Here is a 25,035-nt window from a genome sequence, read left to right as displayed (position 1 = left end):
ATTTAGCGTTAAGAAAATGGCAATAAAGCAAAGATTAGCGATTTAACTGGGGCGTGTTTTCTTTGCCTACTTTCTTTTACACGAGTAAAAGAAAGTAGGTCGCCATCGGCGAAACCCGATACTAATTTAAAATAAAATTTAAACAAAATAGGAAAACCCAAAATGAAATCATACAACATCGCAGTCCTCCCCGGTGACGGAATCGGTCCTGAAGTGATGGCGGAGGCGATTAAAGTCCTCAATAAAATCCAAGACAAATTCGCTATTAAATTCAATTTTAATGAATTTTATGTAGGAGGCGCCGCCATTGATCACTGTGGCAGCCCGTTACCTACTGAAACGTTAAAAGGTTGTGAAAACGCAGATGCGATTTTATTCGGTTCCGTAGGCGGCCCTAAATGGACACATTTACCGCCGGACCAACAGCCGGAACGAGGCGCACTATTGCCATTGCGCAAACATTTCAAATTATTCTGCAACTTACGTCCGGCAACCCTTTACAAAGGGTTAGAAAAATTCTGTCCGTTACGTGCGGATATTGCCGCGAAAGGCTTTGATATGGTCGTGGTACGTGAACTGACAGGAGGAATTTATTTCGGACAGCCGAAAGGTCGAGAAGGAGAAGGCGCACAAACCAAAGCATTCGATACGGAAGTGTATTACAAATATGAAATCGAACGCATTGCCCGTGCCGCTTTTGAAGCGGCAATGAAACGCCGTAAACATATCACCTCCGTAGATAAAGCCAATGTGTTGCAATCTTCTATTTTATGGCGCGAGACCGTGGCAGAAATTGCAAAAGATTACCCTGACGTTAGCGTAGAAAATATGTATATCGACAACGCCACTATGCAGCTAATCAAAGCGCCGGAATCTTTTGACGTACTGCTCTGCTCCAACATTTTCGGCGATATTATTTCCGACGAAGCCGCCATGATCACCGGTTCAATGGGAATGTTACCTTCCGCCAGTTTAAATGAAGAAGGCTTCGGCTTATACGAACCGGCCGGCGGTTCTGCACCGGACATCGCAGGCAAAGGCATTGCCAATCCTATCGCACAAATTTTATCTGCGGCAATGATGTTACGTTACAGCTTCAACTTAAACGAAGCGGCGGATGCCATTGAAAGTTCGGTACAAAAAGTACTGTCGGCAGGTCATCGTACCGGTGATTTAGCCGATAATACCACAGCGATTTACACGGCAAAAATGGGTACATTGATTGCAGAAGCGATTTAATCATAAAGTGCGGTCAAAATTTAACTCGTTTTTCAACCGCACTTTCATCCTAATAAATAGAGAAAAACCTTATGGCAAAAACACTTTATGAAAAATTATTCGATGCACACGTAGTGTACGAAGCGGAAGGCGAAACACCGATTTTGTATATTAACCGCCATTTGATCCACGAAGTCACCAGCCCGCAAGCCTTTGACGGCTTACGTGTTGCTGGTCGCCAAGTCCGCCAGGTAGGCAAAACGTTCGGCACAATGGATCATAGTATTTCAACGCAAATACGTGATGTGAATAAATTAGAAGGGCAAGCAAAAATTCAGGTGTTAGAGCTTGAAAAAAATACTAAAGCCACCGGTATTCAGCTATTCGATATGAATACCAAAGAACAAGGTATTGTACACGTGATGGGGCCGGAACAGGGCTTAACCCTTCCGGGTATGACTATCGTTTGCGGTGACTCACACACCGCAACTCACGGCGCATTCGGCGCATTGGCATTCGGTATAGGTACATCAGAAGTAGAACACGTTTTAGCCACCCAAACGTTAAAGCAGGCCCGTGCGAAAAATATGAAGATCGAAGTGCGTGGAAAAGTCGCACCCGGCATTACCGCAAAAGATATTATCCTTGCCATCATCGGCAAAACCACCATGGCGGGCGGAACAGGACACGTTGTAGAATTTTGTGGAGAGGCTATCCGTGATCTTTCAATGGAAGGCAGAATGACCGTATGCAATATGGCGATTGAAATGGGCGCAAAAGCAGGCCTAATCGCACCGGATGAAACCACCTTTGAATACTTGAAAGGGCGTCCTCACGCACCTAAAGGTAAGGATTGGGATGATGCCGTTGAATACTGGAAAACCTTAAAATCCGATGAAAATGCGCAATTTGATACCGTTGTTACATTGGAAGCAAAAGATATTGCACCACAGGTTACTTGGGGAACCAACCCGGGCCAGGTGATTGGTATCAATCAGTTAGTGCCAAATCCAACGGAAATAGACGATCCCGTTACCCGTGCTTCGGCAGAAAAAGCCTTGCAGTACATTGGTTTGGAAGCCAATGCCAATTTAAAGAATATTTCCGTGGATCAAGTCTTTATCGGTTCTTGCACCAATGCACGTATTGAAGATTTACGTGCCGCAGCAGCGGTGATGAAAGGGCGTAAAAAAGCGGATAACGTGAAGCGCATTTTAGTCGTGCCAGGTTCCGGCTTGGTAAAAGAACAAGCGGAAAAAGAAGGCTTAGATAAAATTTTTATCGCAGCGGGTGCGGAATGGCGTAACCCGGGCTGCTCCATGTGCTTAGGGATGAATGACGATCGTTTAGGCGAATGGGAGCGCTGCGCCTCTACCAGCAATCGTAACTTTGAAGGCCGCCAAGGTCGTAACGGACGCACACACTTAGTCAGCCCGGCAATGGCTGCCGCTGCTGGGATGTTCGGTAAATTTGTCGATATTCGCGATGTGGCGTTAAATTAAGACTCGAAAAAGAGGAAAACAAAAATGGCAGGATTTAAACAACTTTCAGGCTTAGCGGTACCCTTGGATGCAGCCAATGTGGACACCGATGCCATCATTCCAAAACAATTTTTACAAGCCATTACACGCGTAGGTTTTGGCAAACATTTATTCCACGAGTGGCGTTATTTAGATGTAGAAGGCACACAGCCTAATCCGGAATTTGTACTCAATTTCCCACAATATCAAGGCGCAACAATTTTGCTCGCGCGTAAAAACCTCGGTTGTGGTTCGTCCCGTGAACACGCGCCTTGGGCACTTGCCGATTACGGTTTTAAAGTGATGATCGCCCCAAGTTTTGCGGATATTTTCTACAACAATAGTTTGAACAACCATATGTTGCCGATTCGTTTGAGCGAACAAGAAGTAGAAGAAATTTTCCAATGGATATGGGCAAACGAAGGCAAACAAATTCATGTGGATTTGGAAACCATGACCGTTACCACAGGTGACAAAGTTTATCACTTTGAACTGGACGAATTCCGCCGTCATTGCTTATTAAACGGCTTAGATAATATCGGCTTAACCCTTCAACACGAAGATAAAATCGCAGAATACGAGAAAAATATTCCGGCATTTTTGCGTTAATTTTCACTCGGAAAGTAAAATCGGCGGGTTTGCTATTCAGGCTCGCCATTTTTTATCAAAAACCTCTCAAAAATCAACCGCACTTTTCTCCAACAAATATTCCGTCGTAGCGTTTGACACGCCCAACCCTTGTCTCTATCATCTCCAACGATATTTTTTAAGAATTAGGAATACCATGATTGCTTACATTTTTTTAGCCTTATTCACGATCGCTGCAGTGATTTTTATCATCAACTCCCATTACCGCTGGACGTATTTTTTCGCCATTTCGCTCTTTGTGTTCTTCTTCGGCGGTATGCTTGCGCTTTCCGGACAATGGCAACGCGCACTAAATTTTACTTCAGTGCTTTTTGTGGTACTGATGTTATTCCATCGCCTAAAAATTCATTATTACAAACAACCTTTGCTTATTTCTGATTTTTTTCTTGTTGTCGATTGGCGAAACTGGGAAACTTTAATGCACTATAAAGGTGCGCTTGGTGGTGTTATTGGCTTACTTGCTTTACTCGGTTTTGCAATTTTCGCTTGGTCTGATGTGGAATCCCTTGGCGCAATCGGACATATTTTCGGTGTAATTTTATTTTTCAGCAGCTTCACATTAATGTGGCATTATTCCAAAAATTCCCATGCTTTACAGGTTTGGCTTGATTCTTTACCTGATGATGGTCGTGATGTATTCTTGAATCTGCCAATGTCTTGTCGGGGTATTTTCTTTAAAGTGCCACAATTTTCAGGCAAAAGCGAAAATTTTACGAAAAAAATGACCGCACTTTATGCCGAACAAACAGAACAAAGTTCAACTACCAAACCAGACATTGTAGTAGCATTGTTAGAATCCACACTTAATCCGCACCGGTTTGCTTTTACCAAACAAAACATTCCGCCATTACCTATGTTTGAACACCAATCAGATACGGTTTTTATGTCGCCACTTCGCGTCCACACCTTTGCCGGTGCAACCTGGAAATCTGAGTTTGCTTTTCTTGCAGGAGTGCCTTCTACGGATTTTGGTGCCCTTGCCAGCGGCGTGTTTTATTCCGTCGTGCCGCATATACAATCCGGTTTAGTAAAAAATTTACGTGATCAAGGCTATTTCTGCGTGGCGCTTTCGCCGTTTACCAAGGGAAACTACAATGCAAAATCAGCCTATGAGCATTTCGGTTTCGATTTGATGTTACAGCCACAAGATCTCGGCTATCCTGCGCCGTTTAGTAAAAATTTGTGGACAATCAGTAGCGAAGAAATGATGGAATACACGCGTATGATTTTAAAGAAAAAACATCCGGCACTTGAAAAAGTTACTCAGCCGATGTTTGTTTATGTGCTCACTATGCGTGAACACGGCCCCTATGATCTTGAGATGGAAAATATCTACAACCTTGAAATGCCAAATATTGGGGCAAAAAGCATTTCATCATTAAACGATTATACGCAACGTATTGTCTCGCTCAATGAAGCCATTGAAAAAATGGATGAATATTTACATCAACGTAACAAACCTTTTGTATTTGGCTATTTCGGCGATCATCAAGTGGCATTTGATAACGCCATTCCGGCAAAAAAAGGCGATTTTACTTTCCCTGATTACATCACTCAATTTGTCGTTAGAAGTAACGTAACAACGCCATTTAAGCAAGAACAAGATTTCCTCGATCTTGCCTTTGCCGGCGGTTTATTGTTAGATGTTGCCGGATTAGCGGTACAAGATGATTTTATGAAAGCCAATAAAGCGATGCGTCGATTAAGTGAAGGAAAACTGGAAGATAGCCTAAATAACCAGTTCGTCAATGACTATCGCCACTATCTCTATCAAACATTAAAAATTGCGCAATAAATCTTATCGGATAATTGTTCAATATTTCATTATAATAACGGAGAATCTTCAACAACAAAGGAGTCTATATGAACCTCAAAACTCTCTTAGCATTAACATTAACTGCCGTGTGCACATCAGCCTTAGCAAATGCACAACCAGCAACCGATAAATCAATTGAAGTCAAAGTACAACAACTTGATCCGGTCAATGGTAATAAAGATGTGGGAACAGTCACGATCACCGAATCTGCCTACGGTTTAGTATTTACGCCGAATTTACAAGACTTAACGGCAGGTTTACACGGTTTCCATCTGCACCAAAATCCAAGCTGCGAACCAAAAGAAAAAGACGGTAAACTCACTGCGGGCTTGGCAGCCGGCGGTCACTGGGATCCAAAAGAGACCAAACAACACGGCTACCCTTGGCAAGATGATGCTCATTTAGGTGATTTACCTGCATTAACCGCACTGCCTGACGGTAGTGCAACCAATCCTGTTCTGGCTCCTCGTATTAAACATTTAGATGAGGTTCGCGGTCATTCCATCATGATTCATGCCGGCGGTGATAATCACTCCGATAGCCCTGCACCTCTTGGCGGTGGCGGTTCCCGTATGGCGTGTGGCGTAATTAAATAATCTATTACAAAAAATAACAATCCGCCCATAAAACGGGCGGTTTTTAGGCGACCCTATAAGGGCCTAGGACTTCACATACCCCTCAAGGGGCATGTGAAAAACTGACAACCGCACAATCACTTCATGTCCTACCCCTTAAAGGGGTCTACATATTCTTTCTTCGATAAATTATCCTGAATCATATCTTCTTTTTCTTGATTCCTTATATATTCTTCGACTACTTTTGTGTTTAACCCTACTATACTTACATAGTAACCCTTTGCCCAAAAGGGTCTATTCCCATATTGATATTTCAGATTCGTATGCCTTTCAAATATCATCAGCGAAGATTTACCTTTCTGGTATCCCATAAAACTTGATACTGCCAATTTGGAGGGGAATCTTCAAAAGCATATGAATATGCTCTTTCATTGCATGAGCTTCCAGAATTTGGACTTCTTTATAACTACACAATTGCCTTAATACCCCTCCAATATCTACTCGCAACTTTCCATAAATTGCCTTTCTTCGATACTTCGGGATAAAGACTATATGGTACTTACCATTCTATCTTGTGTGTGATAGACTTGAATCGTCATTGGATTGACTTGCTATGACTTATCCTCCTATATGTTGAATTATGGTTGTCAGCCTTATTTATTATAGGAGGATTTTTTTGCTCACCGCTTAAGCTTTTTGATTCCATACGCATAGCGTATGTTTTTTATAGCCAAACTATGTTTGCCTATAATAAAAGCGAGCTAAGTAATTTAGCCCGCTTTTTAATAGAGCATCCCCTTTGATAGGTAGGCAAGATATTGCTCTATCCGTATCAATCGGTTTCGCTTGATAATACAGTAAATTTTAACCGCACTTTTACACTATTTAATTTCTTCAGCCTTTTCAACGGTACCTTTAATAGTCAAACTGATCTCTGTTGAAATGAGATGTTCAAGAACAGAAGAAAGCTCATCTAAATGGGTAAGATTGCCGTTACCTTGTTCATCGAAATAATCTTCGTTTTTCAAACTAGCGATGAAGGTAGAGAATACCGCTTTATCAAAAAATTCTGGCGCATTAATACCGTGCAACACAGAAAGACGTTGCGCAACCAATTGACTTTCTTTTTCCAATGTAGCACGAGAAATTTGCGGGTCTTTTTGCAAAATTGTCACCGTAATATAATAGCGTTGTAAAATTTCACGCACTCCAGCCGCCCAAAGTTGTAAAATACGCACTTTCGGTCGATTCATTGAAAATAAATTTTCGCTAGAATAAATGACTTCCTGACGAGTAAATTCAGCAATGACTTTCCCAATTTGTACCCTTAATTCGTCCTGGCTGAAATGTAAAAACAATTCCCCTTTTAAGAATGGGTAAATTTTACTCATAGCGTCCAATAATAAATCTTTTTGAATAGTTTCATAATGCAAAATAATGCTTGCCACTAAAGACGGGAGTACAAAAGCGTGCTGAATATTGTTGCGATAGTAAGTCATTAATACTGCGGAGGTTCGTTCAAGGCGAACGATTTCACCAAAATTATCTTTTTCTACCAGCACACCGACACGATCAAGGCTCAGCACATGCTCTAACATTGTTTCAGAAGAATCTTTTGGGATCACCATATCTTCCGAATAAGGCGCTTGTTGTAACATTTGTTGGTAACTATCGAGTTGTTCAACCAATTGTTCACGGGAAAGCGCGCGTTGACGGGAAGAAAGTAACGCCATTCCAACCAAATTCATCGCATTAACTGCCGCTGCTTTATTAATATTTATCATCACTTGCTCGGAAATTTTGCCCACTGCATGGTTAAACCATTGCGGTTTTTCCTCATGGTGATTTTCTTTCCAATCGGGGAAATGTTGGTTCAAATAATTTGATAATGTAATAGGTTCTCCAAAATTAACAAAACCTTGCCCTAAATTCCGCAATTTTTTAATCACACGCAACACTAAACCTGCGTTTTCTTTTTCTTTTTCCGCTCCGCGTAATTCCTTAGCGTAAGTATCTACCTCCAATACGTGCTCATAACCGACATACACCGGCACAACGGAAATAGGTCTGGTTTGATGATGTTGAAGTGCTTGCAATGTCATCGACATCATACCGGTTTTCGGTGCAAGCAAACGACCGGTACGCGAACGTCCACCTTCAATAAAATATTCCACAGAATAACCACGATGGAATAATTCCGCTAAATACTCACGGAAAATTGCCGAATAGAGACGATTTCCTTTGAAAGTACGGCGAATAAAAAATGCCCCCCAGCTTCGGAATAGACTCCCTACCGGCCAGAAATTCAGATTAATTCCTGCCGCAATATGAGGCGGCACGAGCCCTTGATGATAAAGAACATAGGAAAGCAATAAGTAGTCGATATGGCTACGATGACAAGGCACATAAACAATTTCATGGCCTTCAAGAGCAAGTTTACGGACGCGATCCGCATTTTGCACGTCAATACCGGAATACAATTTATTCCATAACCAACGCAAAAAACGGTCCGCTGCACGTAGGCTCGAATGACTAACATCCGCAGCAATTTCATCTAAAATTTTATAAGCCTCTTTCTCGGCTTTTTCACGGCTGATATTTTTACTTTTTGCTTCATCATCAATCGCTGCTTGAATCGGCGCTGATTGCAATAATTTATTAAACATTGCCTCACGGTTCGGCAAGCGCGGACCTGTTGCAGAAATACGTTGGCGTGCAAAGTGCATTTTGGCAACCCGTGCTAATTTTTGCGCCATTTTTTCATCAGAACCGTGCATATTTGCCATATCACGCAATGAAACCGCTTGAGAAAAACGCACAAAAGTATCACGCCCAAACCAAATTGCAGCAAAAGTTTTCTGCATACTGTTTAGTAAACGCAAATTAGGTAAACCCGTTTTATTCTCATGTCCCGGAGAGCGTCCCCAAAGTACTGAAACCGGCACAATTTGCACATCTAAATCTTCAAAAGTGCGGTGTAATTCCAAGTATTTATTAAAAATTTGAATGGTTTCATCTTTCGCCCCTTTGGATTTAAAAAAGCGACGACCTTCGTCCAGATACACATAGCGGGGCAACGTCATCCCCTGTATTTCATTTTTTTCTGCCGGGTCAGGTAAACCGACACTCAGACAATTACGGCGAAAAATAACAAAATCGGTTTGTGAAGTGTAAGGCAGAACATAGACAATAGGTTGCAAAAGATTAAGTTGAAGCTCTTCGATAGGATTAACAGGAATAGGATTATTTTTTACCAAGAATGACAGTGGAAATTCCAATAATTTACGATAAGCATTCACGATACTCGACATAATTAGGTTCTCTTTTAGTTATTCAATTATCGCCGCAATGATACCACATAAGCCTCTTTAATCACTCCTTAAAATTTTTCTATAGAATATAAATAACAGTTGCAATAGCCTGTCCTCTGTATATAATATCAAAAAATCTGTATATAAGGACAGGAGTGGATATGAAACCATTAACCAATAGACAACAGGAAGTGTTGGATTTATTAAAGCGACACTTAGAAACTACCGGTATGCCCCCAACCCGTGCAGAGATTTCTCGTGAGCTGGGGTTTAAATCCCCTAATGCGGCTGAAGAACATTTAAAAGCGCTCGCCCGAAAAGGTGCAATTGAAATTGTTGCCGGCGCATCACGCGGTATCCGTATCTTAAGTGATAGTGATAGTGCTAATGATGAAATGGAAGGTTTACCGTTAATTGGTCGGGTTGCAGCAGGCGAACCGATTCTTGCCGAACAACATATTGAAGCGACTTATAGCGTAGACGCCAGTATGTTTAAACCGCAAGCGGATTTTTTATTGAAAGTTTACGGCCAATCAATGAAAGATATCGGCATTTTAGACGGCGATTTACTTGCGGTACATAGCACAAAAGATGTACGAAACGGGCAAGTCGTTGTCGCACGTATTGAGGATGAAGTCACCGTAAAACGTTTTGAACGTAAAGGATCGATTGTTTACCTTCATGCCGAAAATGAAGAATTCCAGCCTATTGTCGTAAATTTGGCGGAACAACCCAACTTTGAAATTGAAGGGATTGCCGTTGGGATTATCCGTAACAATGCATGGATGTAAATCTTAACTAATAAAGTGCGGTTAAAATCAACCGCACTTTTTTATTTTTACCTCTTATTTTCATAAGTTTGCCATTCAATTCATTGCTTACTATAATTCCGAAGTATCGTTTTAAAAGAATTAAGGATCGGAAATGCAATTTTCCAAAATGCATGGTTTAGGCAATGATTTTGTCGTGGTCGATGCCATTACACAAAATGTTTATTTCACACCCGAAACCATTAAACGTTTGGCAGATCGCCATCGTGGAATTGGTTTTGATCAACTATTGATTGTAGAGCCGCCTTACGATCCCGATTTAGATTTTCATTACCGTATTTTTAATGCCGACGGTAGCGAGGTATCGCAGTGCGGTAACGGCGCGCGCTGTTTTGCACGCTTCGTAACACTTAAAGGTTTAACCAATAAAAAAGACATATCCGTCAGCACGCAAAAAGGCAAAATGATTTTAACCGTAAAAGACAACGGGCAAATTCGGGTAAATATGGGTGAACCTATTTGGGAACCGGCAAAGATCCCTTTTATAGCCAATAAATTCGAAAAAAATTATATTTTACGTACCGATATTCAAACGGTTTTATGTGGTGCGGTTTCTATGGGAAACCCCCATTGCGTAGTGCAAGTGGAAGATATTCACACGGCAAATGTCGAACAACTTGGGCCGCTATTAGAAAATCACGAACGTTTCCCAGAAAGAGTTAATGTCGGATTTATGCAAATAATTAACCGCCACCACATTAAATTACGTGTTTATGAACGCGGTGCCGGTGAAACCCAAGCCTGCGGTAGCGGAGCCTGTGCAGCAGCAGCAGTGGGGATAATGCAAGGCTTACTTGATAATAAAGTCCAAGTGGATTTACCGGGAGGCAGCCTTACCATTGAATGGCAAGGGGAAAATCATCCGCTTTATATGACGGGTGACGCTACACATATTTATGATGGGAGCATTCAGCTTTGAACCCCAAAAGTGCGGTTAATTTCAACCGCACTTTTCTGTCCAATTATTCTTTATTTTCTAATAGTGAGATCACTTTCTTTAACGCTTCAATCTCGTTGTCTTTGGCTGCAAGCAATTCCTTTAATTTCTCGTTTTCAATGGCAAGTTTCTCATTCGCACCAAAATAGTTACTATAGTTAGAATGGTTATCACCAATAGAGCAAATTACAAAGCGTTCATCGTCATCTAATAACTGTGCGACATTAACATTAAAAACTTGTGCGATTTGCTTTAATTTCTCAACGCTCACATTCGTTTGACCTCGTTCAATTTTGGCATAACCAGTCGTGGACATACCTAGTTTTCTGCGACCTCCTCCTGCGTCCACTGATTCATTTCACGCATAATTTTAATTTTTTTCTGATGATTCCATAACTTACCCTATTAGTCACTTTTTAACTCTTTCAGCATTTCAAATAGCTCTTAGAGTTACTGGATTAAATTTGAGCTAAATATAGCATAGCAATTCCTTAGAACCAATTTTCATGAAGGAAATTAATATGAAAAAATTCATCTCAATTTTATTATTAACTGTCGTATTAATCCTTACTGGTTGCTCCGCAACGGTTAATAGAACAAGCTCAGAAAACAGTTACCAATCACAAAATTACACTAAAATAAACTCATCTATTTTACTTGGTGAATTTACCTATGAACCAGCTAAAATAGGTAAAGTAAGGGAAAGCCAACCAGAGAATACTGCTGTAGACACAATCTATTTTGATAGAAGTATCGCAGAAATAGTTAAACATTTTACTGCTAAAGAACTTATGTTAACAGACGTTAAAATTGGAACAGGTCATCTAACACTTTTAGGAAATGTTAAAGAACTAAAAATTGATGACTTAGGATATAGTGTTGATTTTAGCTATACAATTAACTACAAAATCTTAAAAAATGGTTCAACCGCATGGGACAGAGATTATTCTCCTACCAAAGTAACCGTATCAAAATTTGATTCTAACCCTATGAATACTATTACTAACCAAGTATATCGCATGATTGCAGCTGGTTACGAAAAATTTATCAATGATAATGGTGTTAAAACACTTTTAGAAACAAATAAATAGAATAAAAGTGCGGTTGAAATCAACCGCACTTTTTCGTTTTATATCCGGCTCAACCTTTCCCGCAAATCTTCCGCTGTTTGGCAAGTTCTAATCTTTTCAAACATCGCGTTGGCTTCCTCATATTCCTTATTTAAATAACGCAGCCATTGTTTAATTCGCGCGACATGATAAAAGCCCGAATCGTGAGAATTCTCCATTTCGGCATATTTTTGTAACATTGTCTGAATTTCTGACCACGGCATTTTTGGCACATTTGATTTTAAGACATGGCTTAAATTCGGTATGTTTAATGCGCCACGTCCAACCATAAGATCTTGGCAGCCTGTTTTGGCAAGACAATTTTGCCCGTCTTGCCAATGCCAAATTTCACCGTTTGCAATGACAGGAATAGATAGGCGTTCACAAATTTCGCTAATTTTTTCCCAATTAATGCGATCCGCCTGATAGCCATCAGCCTTAGTTCGACCATGGATAGCGATCTCTGTCGCACCACCTTGTTCCACCGCATCGGCAATCTCAATAGCTTGGGAAATATCATCCCAACCCAATCGTACTTTTACGCTAACGGGCTGATAATGAGGAACAGCTTTTCGCAAAGCCTGAGTGGCACGATAAATTAGTTCTGGTTGTTTAAGCAATGCGGCGCCGCCATGGCTACCGTTCACGGTTTTCGAGGGGCACCCGCAATTAAAATCAATGCCGTGAGAACCGAGTTCAATAGCTCGAACGGCATTTTCGGCTAAATAATCGGGATGTTGGCCGAGTAATTGAACCCGCACAGGTGTGCCTGAAAGCGTTAAGCCCTGATTTTTCAGTTCAGGGCATAAACGATAGAACACTTTATTAGGAAGAAGTTGATCAACTACGCGAACAAATTCCGTCACGCACAAGTCGTAGTCGTTCACCTCAGTAAGAAGTTGGCGAACAAGGGGATCCAGTATGCCTTGCATGGGTGCGAGAATCACACGCACAATTTATTTCCAACCCTTTGCTTTGCAAATCAAGTCGTAAGCCGATTGGATCTGTTGTGCTTTTTCTTTTGCCATTTCCATCATCTCCGGCGGTAAGCCTTTTGCAACTAGCTTATCCGGATGATGTTCATTCATTAAGCGACGATAGGCCCGTTTTACTGTACTTTGATCATCAGTCTCCATTACCCCTAATACTTTATAAGCATCGCTTAAAGTTGGCCCTGAAGATTGCTGATACCCGCCACTGTTTTGTTGGTATTGGTAATTCCCTTGCTGTTGATAGGCACCTTGTTGATATTGCTGATAAAATCCGCCTTGTGTGAAGGCTCGGGCGGCTATTTCCATGGCAATCATTTGCTCAAATTGCATACGGGAAAGTCCGAGTTCTTCTGCAATTACATAAAGCACCTCTTTTTCACCTTCATGTAATTGAGAATCCGAGAACGCCGCCTGTACTTGTACATGTAAGAACATCCGCAATAAATCTGCCCGTTGCCCACAGCCGATACGAAATTCACGAATAACCTGACGCATCGGAAAATCCGTTTCTTTACCACGTCGGAAAGCCTCTTGAGCGAGGCGGCGACCATTATCATCCAACTTCATCTGAGCCATTAACTGATTGGCAATTTGGATATCTTCTTCCGTCACCCGCCCTTTCGCTTTACTCAAATGCCCCAACACCGCAAAAGTCGTTTGCATAAAAAGTTCTTGGCGTGTGGTTTTACGTTTGAAAAAACTTGAATTCACGGCACCGAGTTCATATAACTTTTTATCGGCAATAGAACCCAAAATAAGACCGGCTACTGCACCAAAAAATCCGCCCATTTTCCAGCCAATAAACACACCTAAAATTTTTCCAATAAAATTCATTCTCTTCCTCTAAAGTGCGGTTGATTTTTGCCATATTTCTCTACAATGGCGACAAAGATTGATTTATCAAGTTCTATACACCGAATTCAGCTCGGTAGGTACGCATTATCGGCAAATAATCGTGATATTGCGAATCTTGTTCAATAAATTGCATTAAATCATCTAAATCAATGATGGATAACACACGACATTGATAATCGCGTTCAACTTCTTGAATCGCAGAAAGCGTACCTTTGCCACGTTCTTTACGATTTAAAGCAATCAATACGGCAGCCAATTCGGCATTATTTGCCCGAATAATTTGCATGGATTCACGAATTGCCGTTCCCGCGGTGATCACATCATCTACTAATAAAATTTTTCCTTGTAGCGAACTGCCGATTAAATCACCGCCTTCACCGTGATCTTTGGTTTCCTTACGGTTAAAACATACCGGTTTATCAATGCTGTAACGGTTGTATAATGCCACAGACACTGTCGTACCAATCGGGATACCTTTATAAGCCGGTCCAAAAATAATATCAAAATCAACCGCACTTGCTTGAACGGCAGCAGCGTAAAATTCGCCTAAACGCGCTAAATCTGCCCCGGTATTAAATAAACCTGCATTGAAAAAATACGGACTTTTGCGTCCGGATTTCAACGTGAATTCGCCAAATTTCAATACATTACGACTTAGCGCAAATTCAATAAAATCACGTTTATATTGTTCCATTTTTAATCCTTATAGCCCCAAAGCCTCACGTTGTGCAACAAAAATTTGACGACAGCCTTGTTTGGCTAAATCCAATAAAGCGAGTAATTCTTCATGACTAAACGGCTCGCCTTCTGCCGTGCCTTGTACTTCGATCATACGTCCGTCTTCCATCATCACGACATTCATATCCGTTTCTGCCGCAGAATCTTCCACATATTCCAAATCACAAACGGCTTTTCCTTCAACGATACCTACTGAAACGGCTGCGGCCAACCCTTTAATCGGATTCGCCTTTAGCGTGCCATTTTCAATTAATCCATTAATTGCATCACATAATGCAATTGCCGCACCGGTAATTGAAGCAGTACGAGTGCCTCCGTCAGCTTGAATCACATCACAATCTAAGGTAATTGCCCGTTCGCCTAAAGCTTTTAAATCAACCATCGCACGTAACGAGCGGGCAATTAAACGCTGAATTTCCATTGTACGTCCGCCTTGTTTACCCTTTGCCGCTTCACGTTGCATACGGCTATGTGTAGAGCGTGGCAACATACCGTATTCGGCGGTTACCCAACCTTGGTTTTGACCTTTTAAAAAACGCGGTACGGACTCTTCCACCGTGGCGGTACAAAGTACTTTCGTATCACCAAACTCAACGAGAACCGAACCTTCGGCATGTTTGGTATAATGACGGGTAATTTTAATTGGACGGAGTTGATGATTCTCTCGATTATTCGGGCGCATTGAAAATTCCTTAATATGTTAAAAAAGCGCATTATTCTAGCACGCTTTTATTTTTATTATGGGTTAGATTGCTCAAAATCGCGAATTTTATCAAAAGTTTCCTTTAAATCGGAAGCAAAATTAATTTTTTGTATTTCAGACATCGTATTTGATTTCACCAACATTCTGAGCGGTTGGAACTGCATATTACACAAGTAAAGCTGCTGGTGCGGTAACATATGTTGTACAAATCTCGTAAGCGCATGAATCCCCCCCGCATCCAGTACGGTCACAGCATCACACTGCAATACGATATGCTTGATTTCATGATCGGTATGTACCGTTTTATCATGCAAATCAGAAAATAATTTATCTGCCGCGGCAAAAAATAAAGGGCCGCTAATCCGATAGGCTAAAACGTCATTAAGATCATCCGGTACATTGTGTTCAATGGCTTTTGTCATTTCCGCAATGGTACGAATAAACAACAGGCTCGCTAATAATACGCCTACACTGATCGCAATAACCATATCAAACAATACGGTCAAAATTAAGCAGGTAAATAATACCGTAAGCTCATTTTTGCTAGAACGGCGGGCAAGATTTATGATTTCATGTATGCTTGCCATATTCCATGCAACAATCAAAAGTAATGCCGCCATAGAAGAAAGGGGCAGATAAGAGAGCGCTTTTGCAAAAAACAGTAACGCAAACAAAACGAGCAACGCATGTACTACACTGGCGATAGGTGAAACCGCGCCGGATTTGACATTCGCCGCAGAACGTGCAATAGCTGCCGTTGCAGTGATTCCACCAAAAAACGGGGAAACAATATTGCCTAATCCTTGTGCCAACAATTCATTATTAGAATGATGTTTAGTATCCGTCATATTATCAAGCACCACTGCACAAAGTAGTGATTCAATCGCGCCCAACACCGCCATAGAAAATGCCGCCGGCAATAGAGCTTGTAAACTATTAAAATTCCATTGAATCAATTCGCCTTGTGCATTAGGGATATTCCATGGCAAGGCAAAATCAGGCAACACGTTCGGAATACCGGATCCAATTGAACCGTCCGGCAGCGTATATTGGAACGCCAAACCAATCGTCACAACATTAAATCCAAAATATTGTAAAACCAGTGCCAACATCGTGCCTATAATCACTGCCGGTAAATGTCCCGGTATTGCAAGGCGTAATTTATGCCATTGGGTTAATACCAACAAAGTAGCCACACCCACCACAGTATCCGCCCAATTAATCGTCGGGAATGCGGTAAAAATTGCATGAATTTTTTCTAAATAATTCGATGGCATTTGTTCAATGTTCAAGCCTAAAAAATCTTTAATTTGCAAAGTACCGATAGTAATCCCAATCCCGCAGGTAAAACCTAAGGTTACCGGCAGCGGAATATATTCAATCAATCGACCAAGACGAAATAACGCCATTAAAATTAGGATCACTCCGGAAAGTACCGTTGCCATTAATAAACCGCTCAACCCAAATTGTTGGGTTACCGGATACAAAATCACCACAAAAGCGGCTGTAGGGCCTGAAATATTAAAGCGAGATCCACCCATAATTGCAATCACTGCGCCAGCAATAATTGCCGTATAAAGCCCGTGCTGAGGCGGCACACCACTTGCAATCGCCAATGCCATAGAAAGTGGAATAGCGATCACGCCTACGGTTAAGCCTGCAATAATATCCCGAAGAAATGATTTTTTTGTGTAACCGGCTCGGAAAGAATCTTTCAAAGCACTAAAAGGTTTTACGGATAAAAACACATTTTTAGAAAACAATGATTTGAGATGCATAAAAAAACAACAAGACATGAATAAAATATCGCTATTTTAGCGAAAATTTAAGAAGATTTTTATATTCTAGCTCAAAAAACTTGACTAAATTTATGCAAATCTTTATAGTTTGCGCACCTCAGCACGGTGAGATGTCCGAGTGGTTGAAGGAGCACGCCTGGAAAGCGTGTATGTGGGAAACCGCATCGGGGGTTCGAATCCCCCTCTCACCGCCATTATTCATTCTGTTTATACACAAAAATCTTTCTACAAAATAGGAAAGCTTCTCGTACCAATAATCTCCGATTCCTGTAAAGTCATATAAATGCCTTTAGGCTTTATTAAGTATATCAATTGGGGAAAAGAAACTTTTACTTATACAAAACAGGAAATTTCTTGAAATAAATACAATAACCGGCTAAGCATAATTAATGAATAAAAAAGCAAATGGCACGCCCTAAAGGATTCGAACCTTTGACCCACGCCTTAGAAGGGCGTTGCTCTATCCAGCTGAGCTAAGGGCGCATTTTAGGATTGTATCTTTTTTATGAAGTTCCAGGGGAAATATAAAAGAAATGGTCGGCGAGATAGGATTTGAACCTACGACCCACTGGTCCCAAACCAGTTGCGCTACCAAGCTGCGCTACTCGCCGACAAGTGCGGTCAATTATAGTGAGGTTTCTTATTCAGTCAATCAATTTTTATTATTTTTGTATTTGACTGCTCAAAATTATTTCAATTTCCCCATTCAGCATATTTGATTTTGTAAATTTCCCATTGTTAGATAAAATAGCAAATGTTTACGTTTCCATTATTAAGGACTTTTAATGACAGCACAAATTATCTCGGGAACTCAACTTTCTAAACAAATAAAATATAAAATTTCAAAAAAAATTACCCACTATCGCAATAAAGATAAACGCGCTCCCGGACTTGCCGTTATTCTCGTTGGCTCGGATCCCGCCTCTCAAGTTTATGTGGAAAGTAAACGTCGCAGTTGTGAGGAAATCGGGATTAATTCTAAATCCTATGATTTGCCGGAAACAACAACCGAACAGGATTTGCTTACTTTAATCGACCAATTAAATACCGATGAAACTATTGATGGTATCTTGGTACAGCTTCCTCTTCCAAAACAGATCAATCCGGAAGCAATTATTGAACGTATTGATCCGAAAAAAGATGTGGATGGTTTTCATCCTTATAACGTTGGACGTTTATGCCAGCGTATCCCGACTCTACGTGCTTGCACGCCCTATGGCGTAATGAAGTTATTAGAAACAACCGACATTGATTTACACGGAAAACATGCGGTTATCGTTGGCGCTTCAAATATTGTGGGCCGCCCAATGTCCTTGGAATTATTACTTGCCGGTGCAACGGTTACGGTTACTCACCGTTTTACAAAAGATCTGGAAAACCATGTTCGCCAAGCCGATATTTTGGTTGTTGCCGTCGGTAAACCTAATCTTGTGCCGGGTGACTGGGTAAAACAAGGGGCTGTTGTCATTGATGTCGGTATTAACCGAATTGAGGGTAAGTTAGTGGGTGATGTTGGATTTGAAGCCGCAGCCCAAAAAGCAAGCTACATTACACCGGTTCCGGGGGGAGTAGGCCCAATGACAGTCGCAATGTTAATGTATAATACAGTCTATGCTTACGAGCATAACAATAATTTAGTGTAACAAAAAAGTGCGGTTATTTTTGACCGCACTTTTGCTTTCTCGGATTAATGTAATTTCAATCTCGGTTTTAAATAGCGATTAATCTTATCCACCAAAATAATCAATCCAATTTTAGTACAGCCATGCAATGCATGTTGGTGCATACGATAAAGTGATACATAAGCAAATTGTGCAAATTTACCGTGCACGGTTAATGGATTCTTACCAAATTTATTCGTTAAACTACCCAAAGCCGTAAAACTGGAAAGCGATACTAAAGTGCCTTTATCATTGTATTTAAACGCCTTCAACGGTTTATTATCAAAGACGGCAAAAATATTTTTTGCACAAGCCTTTGCCATTTGGTGTGCGGCTTGAGCACGCGGAGGAACTAACGTGCCGTTGGGCTGAGTCAATGCCGCACAATCGCCGATAGCAAAAATACTCTCGTCGACCGTGGTTTGTAGCGTTTCTTTTACCACTAATTGGTTGGTATGATTAATCTCTAAACCATCAAAATTGTGGGTTACTTTTGAAGTTCGCACACCTGCCGCCCAAACAATTAAATCGGCTTTAATTTCCTCGCCGTCTTTTGTAATTAAAGTATTAGGTTGCGCCTCGGTGATCATCGTGCCGAGTTTGACATTCGCCCCCATATCCTTTAATTCGTCTAAAACGGCAGCAGACAAATCTTCCGGTAACGCTGGTAATAAACGAGGACCGGCTTCAACTAAGGTTACCTGCAAACAAGAATTATCAATTTTGCCATAGCCGTAAGAGGACAAATCTTCAGTGGCATGGTAAAGTTCCGCCGTTAATTCCACACCTGTCGCCCCACCACCGACAATAGCAATATTGACTTTATGTTCCTCAATCAATTTTTGTTTAAATTCTTCCTCACCAATATCGTCCAATGCACGGTTTTCAGAGAATTTCAAAAAGAGCTCCAAAACTTTTCGCTGGAAACGTAGTGCTTGCTCGGAACTATCCAAGAAAATACAGTTTTCCGCCACACCTTTAGTGTTAAAATCGTTGGATTTACTACCAATAGCCAAAACTAAATAATCATAAGGAATTCGACGTGCAATCACCAACATATCTCCTTCTTGACCGTAAATAGGTGCAAGTTCCACATACTTTTGTTCACGGTTAATACGGGTAATCGAGCCTTGTTCAAAGCTAAAATAGTGATTTTTACCATGCGCACGGTAGCTTAAAGAATCAACACCGTCATCCAAAACACCGGTTGCAATTTCATGTAATAAAGGTTTCCAAAGGTGGGTGGCGTTGCGATCCACTAAGGTTATTTTGGCTTTTCCCTTGCGGCCAAGTTTATTCCCCAAAAAAGTCGCCAATTCAACACCGCCGGCACCACCGCCAATGACTACGACGTTTTTCATATTGCTCTCCTAAATAAAATATTGTTAAAAATGTTAAATCTTTGTAATGATAACATAACTAAATAAATGATAAGAAAAACTTTCACGAAAATGACCGCACTTACCGATGGCAATGTTCATAAAGAGGCTGTAATCCCCGAATGGTATTCACTATAAAATTTACAGTATCAATATTTTGCAATGCGTTTTTTTCAATATTGTGACCGATACACCAAAAATCCTTATCGGAATGCAGCAATAAATTTTTTATATCGAGTTGATTAACCTGACGAAAATCGTTGTACTCGCTTTCATCGCAATGCCATATATCCCACTTGGAAAAAGCGTTAAAATCAAACTCATCCAGCCATTGATTATATTGTTGCAAGCTAATTTGCGAACGATCCGCACGGTAGCAATGCCAATCTAAACTCACCGATAAACGGCGACGATTTAACAAAACCGAAAAAATTGCCGCCGAATTTTGATTGAATTCATATTTAAAATAGGCAAAAAAATGCGCTCTGACTTGCCAACCGTTTGTCCAGCTTTCAATATGCGGTTTTGCAAAAGGCGTGCCAAGTTGTTTCGCCACTTCTTGAATAATGGCTTTCCAATTATTCCAATGGCATTTGTAATTAGCTTTAATCGAGGGGATGTCTGCCGGACAGAATTTTTTCATTTGTGCAAACTGGTAAAAAGGAATATCAAAAAGCTCGCACGATTCGGTAGTAAGAGAAAGCATTCATTACTCCTTAAAAAACACAATAATTTTTAACCGCATTTTGTATAAAGAATTGCTTGTCTTCCCAACGTAACATCGTCATTCTATTGTTCCACACACAGCCTGTATCCAACGCATAAATACCCTTTGGTGTCGGTTCGTCCACTAAACTTGCCCAATGCCCGAAAATAATCGGAATTTCTTGATAAATAGGATTATTCAAGTTAAACCAAGGCGTTAGTTCCGGTGGGGCACCTTTTAATGGTGATTTACAGGCAAAATCAAGGCGATGATCCCAATAGCAGAAACGCATACGGGTAAAAACATTAATAATATAGCGAAGGCGATCAACCCCCTGTAATTCAGACGACCAACGATCCGGTTGTTCCGCATACATATTTTCCAGTAAATGACAAATATCGCCTTGTCTTAATATATGTTCCACTTCCTTCGCACAGGCTTTCGCCGTAACCAGATCCCAATCAGGCGAGATGCCAGCGTGACACATAACAAAATGCTGTTTTTCATTATGTACAAGCAAAGGCTGATAGCGTAGCCAGTCAATCAGCTCTTCAAAATCCGGCGCTTGAAAAATACTATCTACCCGATCCTTTGATTTCACTTTTTTAATACCAAGTGCGGTAGAAATTAAATGTAAATCGTGATTACCTAAAACTGTTTGTGCAGCATTCCCCAAGGATTTCACAAAACGCAAACACTCTAGCGATTTATCCCCTCGCGCCACTAAATCCCCTACAAGATATAATTTATCCTGTATAGGTTCAAACGCCACTTTTTCCAACAAAAGTTGCAATTCATCATAACAGCCGTGTAGATCGCCTACAAAATATGTTGCCATGTTAACCGCTCTTTAATTAATCATCCGTATCAATAATTTCCGGTTTATTCATTTCTTCCGGAGGATTATTAGCCAACCAATTCGCCAAACGGGCGTAATCCGCAATGGAAAGATTTTCTGCACGTGCATTTAAATCGATCCCAAGTGCGGTCAAAATTTCTGCCGAAAATAAGGTTGATAACGCATTGCGCAAGGTTTTACGGCGTTGATTAAAAGCTTGTGAACACACTCTATTCAGCCAATATAAATCTTTCACCGGATGTGGCAACACTTGATGAGGAATTAAACGCACTACGGCCGAATCTACTTTCGGTGCGGGTTTAAAGGCTGTCGGAGGCACTTCTAACACCGGCATCACTTGACAAAAGTACTGTGCCATAATGGTTAAACGCCCGTAAGCCTTACTATTCGGTGCGGCACATAAACGTTTTACCACCTCTTTTTGCAACATAAAGTGCATATCTTGAATAATGTGATGATATTTAAAAAGGTGGAACATCAAAGGCGTAGAAATGTTATAGGGTAAATTTCCAAAGATACGTAATTTCCGCCCTGTCTCGGCTAAATTTTCTTGACGATAAAGCTCGCCAAAATCAAATTGCATCGCATCATTCTCGATCACAGTAATTTTATGATGTAGAAACGGGTGGTGGAGCAGACGTTCCGCCAGATCGCGATCCAGCTCCACTACGGTTAAATGATCGACTTGTTCGGCGACCGGCTCGGTTAATGCGCCAAGTCCGGGGCCGATTTCTAATAAAAATTGATCCTTTTGCGGATAAATCGCCGCAACAATATCCTGAATGACGTTGTTATCGTGCAAAAAATTTTGCCCGAAACGTTTGCGGGCGGTATGCCCTAAGTGTTTTTTGGAATTCATACTCTTCTATCTTTTATCAAATTGTGGTTATTATAGAGTGTGATTTGGGTTTGTAAATCATTGAACTATTGAATCCCAACCCTACACAAAAAGATTATTTTTTCAACACAATTTGATTTTCCCTTTCACCTCAACTCAAAAACGGCTATAATCCGCCCGTTTTCTTAAGTTTCCGCAGAAAGTGCGGTTAAAATTAGTTATTTTTTAGAGGATACAATGGCAAAAGAAGATAATATCGAAATGCAAGGTACCATTTTAGAAACGTTACCGAATACCATGTTTCGTGTAGAATTAGAAAACGGTCATGTGGTGACGGCTCACATTTCCGGTAAAATGCGTAAAAACTATATTCGTATTTTAACCGGTGATAAAGTTACGGTAGAAATGACCCCTTATGATCTTAGTAAAGGTCGTATTATTTTCCGTAGTCGATAATTTTAGAGAAAAGAAGAAAGCCGATATAAATTATCGGTTTTTTATTGCCTAAAAAAACTTCAAATCAGTTGCAAAAAACAAAAATTTAGATATAATCCGCAACCCTTAGCCACGTTCAATTTTTCGTTCCTTGCCTTTGCAGATTGGTGGCTAATCTATGTCAAAGGCTGATTAACCCGTAAGGAGCAGTAATGCGTCACTACGAAATCGTGTTTATGGTTCATCCGGACCAAAGCGAGCAAGTACCAGGTATGATTGAACGTTACACAGGTTCTATTAAAGAAGCCGGTGGTCAGATTCATCGCCTAGAAGATTGGGGTCGCCGTCAATTAGCATACCCAATCAACAAATTACACAAAGCACATTATGTGCTTATGAATGTAGAAGCGCCTCAACAAGTCATCGACGAGCTAGAAACGACTTTCCGTTATAACGATGCTGTATTACGCAGTCTTGTTATTCATACTAAGCACGCCGTAACAGAAGCGTCCCCAATGGTTAAAGCAAAGGATGATCGTAAAGCTTTAGCTGAAGTTGAAAACAACGATTTTGAGGATGCTGAAGAGTAATTCAAACGTTGATAATCGCTTTTCGTTAACTGGCGTTGTCTGCCAACTACCAAAGCGACATAAAAGCCCTAATGGTATTGAGCATTGCCGATTTTGGTTGGAACATCGTTCCGAACAGGTTGAAAGCGGTTTATCTCGCCAAGCGTGGTTAAAAATGCCCATTCAAGTTAGTGGCAATCAATTAGTAGAAAAAACTCAAAGCATTACGGTCGGCAATCAACTATTGGTTGTGGGTTTCATCACCTCACATAGAACCGTCAACGGTTTAAGCCAGTTAGTTTTACATGCCGAGCAAATCGAATTTATAGATTAGGAGACAGCCAAATGGCACGTTATTTCCGTCGTCGTAAGTTCTGCCGTTTCACTGCGGAAAATGTTGTGGAAATCGATTACAAAGATATCGCTACATTAAAGAACTACATTTCTGAAAGCGGCAAAATTGTACCAAGCCGTATTACCGGTACTCGTGCGAAGTACCAGCGTCAATTAGCCCGTGCAATCAAACGCGCGCGTTATTTAGCGTTATTGCCTTACTCTGATGCACATCATCACTAAGAAGGAGAAGGTCAAATGCAAGTTATTCTTTTAGATAAAATTGCTCACCTAGGTAATGTAGGTGATCAAGTAGATGTTAAATCAGGTTTTGCGCGTAACTTCTTAATCCCGCAAGGTAAAGCGGTTATGGCAACTAAAGCAAACATCGAACACTTTGAAGCACGTCGTGCCGAGTTAGAAGAAAAAGCGGCTAAATCATTAGCAGCGGCAATCGACCGTGCAGAACGTTTAGAAGCGTTAGAAAAAGTAACTATCTCTTCTAAAGCCGGTGATGAAGGTCGTTTATTCGGTTCTATCACTACCCGTGATGTAGCCGAAGCAGTTACTTCTGCAGGCGTTGAAGTGGCGAAAAGCGAAGTTCGTTTACCAAACGGTCCAATTCGTACCCTTGGTGAACACGATGTTCGTTTCCAACTTCACGGTGAAGTGTTTGCCTCATTAAACATCGTTATTGTTGCGGAATAATTTATCCGTACACAAAAAAACCCGACAGAAGTCGGGTTTTTTATTGCTAAGTTCAGTAAAAAGTGTGGTAAAAAATTTCACATTTTTTCATTTATTTTACCTCTGCAGGTAAAGTACCTCGTTCAATAATGACTCCTACACTATGCGCCTGTGCCACTGCTTTCGGTTTACTTAATTTCAAACGCAACCACGGAATAGAAAAACGTTTTTGTAATTGTTCGGCAACCTCGTAAGCAACACGTTCAACAAGTAAAAAGGGCTTTGCCTGCACATAATCTAGAATAAATCGGCTAACTTCCGCATAATTAAGACAATATTGTACGTCATCGGTTTCTGCCGCCTTTCTACAATCCCAGGCCATTTCAATATCAAACACTAATTTTTGTTGAATTTGTTGTTCCCAATCATAGATACCAATTTGGGCAAATACCGTTAATTCCTCAATAAAAATACGATCCATATCAGATTCCTCTAAAATTATAGTAGGCGTATGCTA

At 40.8% G+C, this 25,035-nt stretch carries 26 protein-coding genes, 3 tRNA genes and 1 pseudogene; 15 read left to right on the top strand and 15 right to left on the bottom strand.

Features of this window, described 5'->3' with window-relative positions; genetic code table 11:
* Positions 1-162: 162 nt before the first annotated feature.
* From leuB to sodC, 5 genes are all read left to right on the top strand, one after another.
* Positions 163-1,239, top strand: coding sequence for a 3-isopropylmalate dehydrogenase (gene leuB / locus BKL51_RS00560; RefSeq protein WP_077464818.1), 1,077 nt, complete (start codon positions 163-165; stop codon positions 1,237-1,239).
* A 71-nt stretch (positions 1,240-1,310) separates the two neighbouring features.
* Positions 1,311-2,720 carry a 3-isopropylmalate dehydratase large subunit gene (gene leuC, locus BKL51_RS00555; protein WP_077464817.1) on the top strand — a complete coding sequence of 470 codons (1,410 nt, stop codon included), beginning with the start codon at positions 1,311-1,313 and terminating at the stop codon, positions 2,718-2,720.
* Between the two features lie 24 nt (positions 2,721-2,744).
* Positions 2,745-3,347 carry a 3-isopropylmalate dehydratase small subunit gene (leuD, locus tag BKL51_RS00550; RefSeq protein WP_077464816.1) on the top strand — a complete coding sequence of 201 codons (603 nt, stop codon included), beginning with the start codon at positions 2,745-2,747 and terminating at the stop codon, positions 3,345-3,347.
* A gap of 175 nt (positions 3,348-3,522) precedes the next feature.
* Positions 3,523-5,181 (top strand): LTA synthase family protein, encoded by a 1,659-nt coding sequence (locus tag BKL51_RS00545; RefSeq protein WP_077464815.1) that lies wholly within the window; start codon positions 3,523-3,525, stop codon positions 5,179-5,181.
* A 68-nt stretch (positions 5,182-5,249) separates the two neighbouring features.
* The gene (gene sodC / locus BKL51_RS00540) at positions 5,250-5,798 is read left to right on the top strand and encodes a superoxide dismutase family protein (RefSeq protein ID WP_077464814.1); all 549 of its coding nucleotides are present in this window, start codon (positions 5,250-5,252) and stop codon (positions 5,796-5,798) included.
* 128 nt (positions 5,799-5,926) lie between these two features.
* Here the strand turns inward: sodC and tnpA are convergent.
* Positions 5,927-6,329, bottom strand: a pseudogene (tnpA, locus tag BKL51_RS00535) (IS200/IS605 family transposase).
* 329 nt (positions 6,330-6,658) lie between these two features.
* Entirely contained in the window at positions 6,659-9,088 is a 2,430-nt protein-coding gene (gene plsB / locus BKL51_RS00530; protein WP_077464813.1) for a glycerol-3-phosphate 1-O-acyltransferase PlsB, read from the bottom strand.
* 161 nt (positions 9,089-9,249) lie between these two features.
* Between plsB and lexA the strand changes: the two genes are divergently transcribed.
* Together lexA and dapF are read left to right on the top strand one after the other, a co-directional pair.
* Positions 9,250-9,879, top strand: a complete 630-nt coding sequence (gene lexA / locus BKL51_RS00525; RefSeq protein WP_077464812.1) for a transcriptional repressor LexA — start codon at positions 9,250-9,252, stop codon at positions 9,877-9,879.
* Positions 9,880-10,012: 133 nt separating this feature from the next.
* On the top strand, positions 10,013-10,837 hold the full coding sequence (gene dapF / locus BKL51_RS00520; RefSeq protein ID WP_077464811.1) for a diaminopimelate epimerase: 825 nt from the start codon (positions 10,013-10,015) through the stop codon (positions 10,835-10,837).
* 43 nt (positions 10,838-10,880) lie between these two features.
* On the opposite strand, the gene BKL51_RS00515 is transcribed toward dapF, so the two are convergent.
* On the bottom strand, positions 10,881-11,171 hold the full coding sequence (locus BKL51_RS00515) for a helix-turn-helix domain-containing protein (RefSeq protein ID WP_369801897.1): 291 nt from the start codon (positions 11,169-11,171) through the stop codon (positions 10,881-10,883).
* Between the two features lie 205 nt (positions 11,172-11,376).
* Between BKL51_RS00515 and BKL51_RS00510 the strand changes: the two genes are divergently transcribed.
* Positions 11,377-11,946, top strand: a complete 570-nt coding sequence (locus BKL51_RS00510; protein ID WP_077464810.1) for an integron protein cassette protein — start codon at positions 11,377-11,379, stop codon at positions 11,944-11,946.
* 38 nt (positions 11,947-11,984) lie between these two features.
* Here the strand turns inward: BKL51_RS00510 and dusC are convergent, their stop codons facing one another.
* The 5 genes from dusC to dauA all read right to left on the bottom strand — a co-directional run bounded on the left by dusC (position 11,985) and on the right by dauA (position 17,030).
* The gene (gene dusC, locus BKL51_RS00505) at positions 11,985-12,917 is read right to left on the bottom strand and encodes a tRNA dihydrouridine(16) synthase DusC (protein ID WP_077464809.1); all 933 of its coding nucleotides are present in this window, start codon (positions 12,915-12,917) and stop codon (positions 11,985-11,987) included.
* 3 nt (positions 12,918-12,920) lie between these two features.
* The gene (gene djlA / locus BKL51_RS00500; protein WP_077464808.1) at positions 12,921-13,790 is read right to left on the bottom strand and encodes a co-chaperone DjlA; all 870 of its coding nucleotides are present in this window, start codon (positions 13,788-13,790) and stop codon (positions 12,921-12,923) included.
* A gap of 73 nt (positions 13,791-13,863) precedes the next feature.
* Positions 13,864-14,505, bottom strand: a complete 642-nt coding sequence (gene pyrE, locus BKL51_RS00495; protein ID WP_077464807.1) for an orotate phosphoribosyltransferase — start codon at positions 14,503-14,505, stop codon at positions 13,864-13,866.
* A gap of 9 nt (positions 14,506-14,514) precedes the next feature.
* Positions 14,515-15,231: a ribonuclease PH gene (rph, locus tag BKL51_RS00490; protein WP_077464806.1), complete on the bottom strand. Its 717-nt coding sequence runs from the start codon at positions 15,229-15,231 to the stop codon at positions 14,515-14,517.
* A gap of 56 nt (positions 15,232-15,287) precedes the next feature.
* Positions 15,288-17,030 carry a C4-dicarboxylic acid transporter DauA gene (gene dauA / locus BKL51_RS00485; protein ID WP_077464824.1) on the bottom strand — a complete coding sequence of 581 codons (1,743 nt, stop codon included), beginning with the start codon at positions 17,028-17,030 and terminating at the stop codon, positions 15,288-15,290.
* A 125-nt stretch (positions 17,031-17,155) separates the two neighbouring features.
* Here dauA and BKL51_RS00480 point away from each other — a divergent pair.
* Positions 17,156-17,245 (top strand) — tRNA-Ser (locus BKL51_RS00480).
* A 212-nt stretch (positions 17,246-17,457) separates the two neighbouring features.
* On the opposite strand, the gene BKL51_RS00475 is transcribed toward BKL51_RS00480, so the two are convergent.
* Positions 17,458-17,534, bottom strand: a tRNA-Arg gene (locus tag BKL51_RS00475).
* 51 nt (positions 17,535-17,585) lie between these two features.
* A tRNA-Pro gene (locus BKL51_RS00470) sits at positions 17,586-17,662 on the bottom strand.
* 174 nt (positions 17,663-17,836) lie between these two features.
* Here BKL51_RS00470 and folD point away from each other — a divergent pair.
* Entirely contained in the window at positions 17,837-18,694 is an 858-nt protein-coding gene (folD, locus tag BKL51_RS00465) for a bifunctional methylenetetrahydrofolate dehydrogenase/methenyltetrahydrofolate cyclohydrolase FolD (protein ID WP_077464805.1), read from the top strand.
* Between the two features lie 44 nt (positions 18,695-18,738).
* Here folD and BKL51_RS00460 read toward each other — a convergent pair whose 3' ends face one another.
* The 4 genes from BKL51_RS00460 to rsmA all read right to left on the bottom strand — a co-directional run bounded on the left by BKL51_RS00460 (position 18,739) and on the right by rsmA (position 22,515).
* On the bottom strand, positions 18,739-20,073 hold the full coding sequence (locus BKL51_RS00460; RefSeq protein WP_077464804.1) for an NAD(P)/FAD-dependent oxidoreductase: 1,335 nt from the start codon (positions 20,071-20,073) through the stop codon (positions 18,739-18,741).
* 100 nt (positions 20,074-20,173) lie between these two features.
* Positions 20,174-20,797 (bottom strand): HI_0552 family protein, encoded by a 624-nt coding sequence (locus BKL51_RS00455; RefSeq protein ID WP_077464803.1) that lies wholly within the window; start codon positions 20,795-20,797, stop codon positions 20,174-20,176.
* Positions 20,798-20,807: 10 nt separating this feature from the next.
* Positions 20,808-21,635 (bottom strand): bis(5'-nucleosyl)-tetraphosphatase (symmetrical) ApaH, encoded by an 828-nt coding sequence (gene apaH, locus BKL51_RS00450; protein WP_077464802.1) that lies wholly within the window; start codon positions 21,633-21,635, stop codon positions 20,808-20,810.
* Positions 21,636-21,651: 16 nt separating this feature from the next.
* The gene (rsmA, locus tag BKL51_RS00445) at positions 21,652-22,515 is read right to left on the bottom strand and encodes a 16S rRNA (adenine(1518)-N(6)/adenine(1519)-N(6))-dimethyltransferase RsmA (protein WP_077464801.1); all 864 of its coding nucleotides are present in this window, start codon (positions 22,513-22,515) and stop codon (positions 21,652-21,654) included.
* A 216-nt stretch (positions 22,516-22,731) separates the two neighbouring features.
* Between rsmA and infA the strand changes: the two genes are divergently transcribed.
* From infA to rplI, 5 genes are all read left to right on the top strand, one after another.
* Positions 22,732-22,950, top strand: coding sequence for a translation initiation factor IF-1 (gene infA / locus BKL51_RS00440; RefSeq protein ID WP_077464800.1), 219 nt, complete (start codon positions 22,732-22,734; stop codon positions 22,948-22,950).
* A 191-nt stretch (positions 22,951-23,141) separates the two neighbouring features.
* On the top strand, positions 23,142-23,519 hold the full coding sequence (rpsF, locus tag BKL51_RS00435) for a 30S ribosomal protein S6 (protein ID WP_077464799.1): 378 nt from the start codon (positions 23,142-23,144) through the stop codon (positions 23,517-23,519).
* Complete coding sequence (priB, locus tag BKL51_RS00430) at positions 23,506-23,832, top strand: primosomal replication protein N (RefSeq protein ID WP_077464798.1); 327 nt, start codon at positions 23,506-23,508, stop codon at positions 23,830-23,832. Before rpsF ends, priB begins: the two co-directional genes overlap by 14 nt.
* Positions 23,833-23,843: 11 nt before the next feature.
* Complete coding sequence (gene rpsR, locus BKL51_RS00425) at positions 23,844-24,074, top strand: 30S ribosomal protein S18 (protein WP_018355466.1); 231 nt, start codon at positions 23,844-23,846, stop codon at positions 24,072-24,074.
* A gap of 15 nt (positions 24,075-24,089) precedes the next feature.
* Positions 24,090-24,539, top strand: a complete 450-nt coding sequence (gene rplI, locus BKL51_RS00420; RefSeq protein WP_077464797.1) for a 50S ribosomal protein L9 — start codon at positions 24,090-24,092, stop codon at positions 24,537-24,539.
* Positions 24,540-24,630: 91 nt separating this feature from the next.
* On the opposite strand, the gene folB is transcribed toward rplI, so the two are convergent.
* The gene (gene folB, locus BKL51_RS00415; RefSeq protein WP_077464796.1) at positions 24,631-24,999 is read right to left on the bottom strand and encodes a dihydroneopterin aldolase; all 369 of its coding nucleotides are present in this window, start codon (positions 24,997-24,999) and stop codon (positions 24,631-24,633) included.
* Positions 25,000-25,035: the final 36 nt, after the last annotated feature.

Origin of the sequence: Rodentibacter sp. Ppn85 (assembly GCF_001999335.1) — a bacterium.
Classification (GTDB): Bacteria; Pseudomonadota; Gammaproteobacteria; order Enterobacterales; family Pasteurellaceae; genus Rodentibacter.
This window is presented reverse-complemented; position numbering and strand designations above follow the sequence as displayed.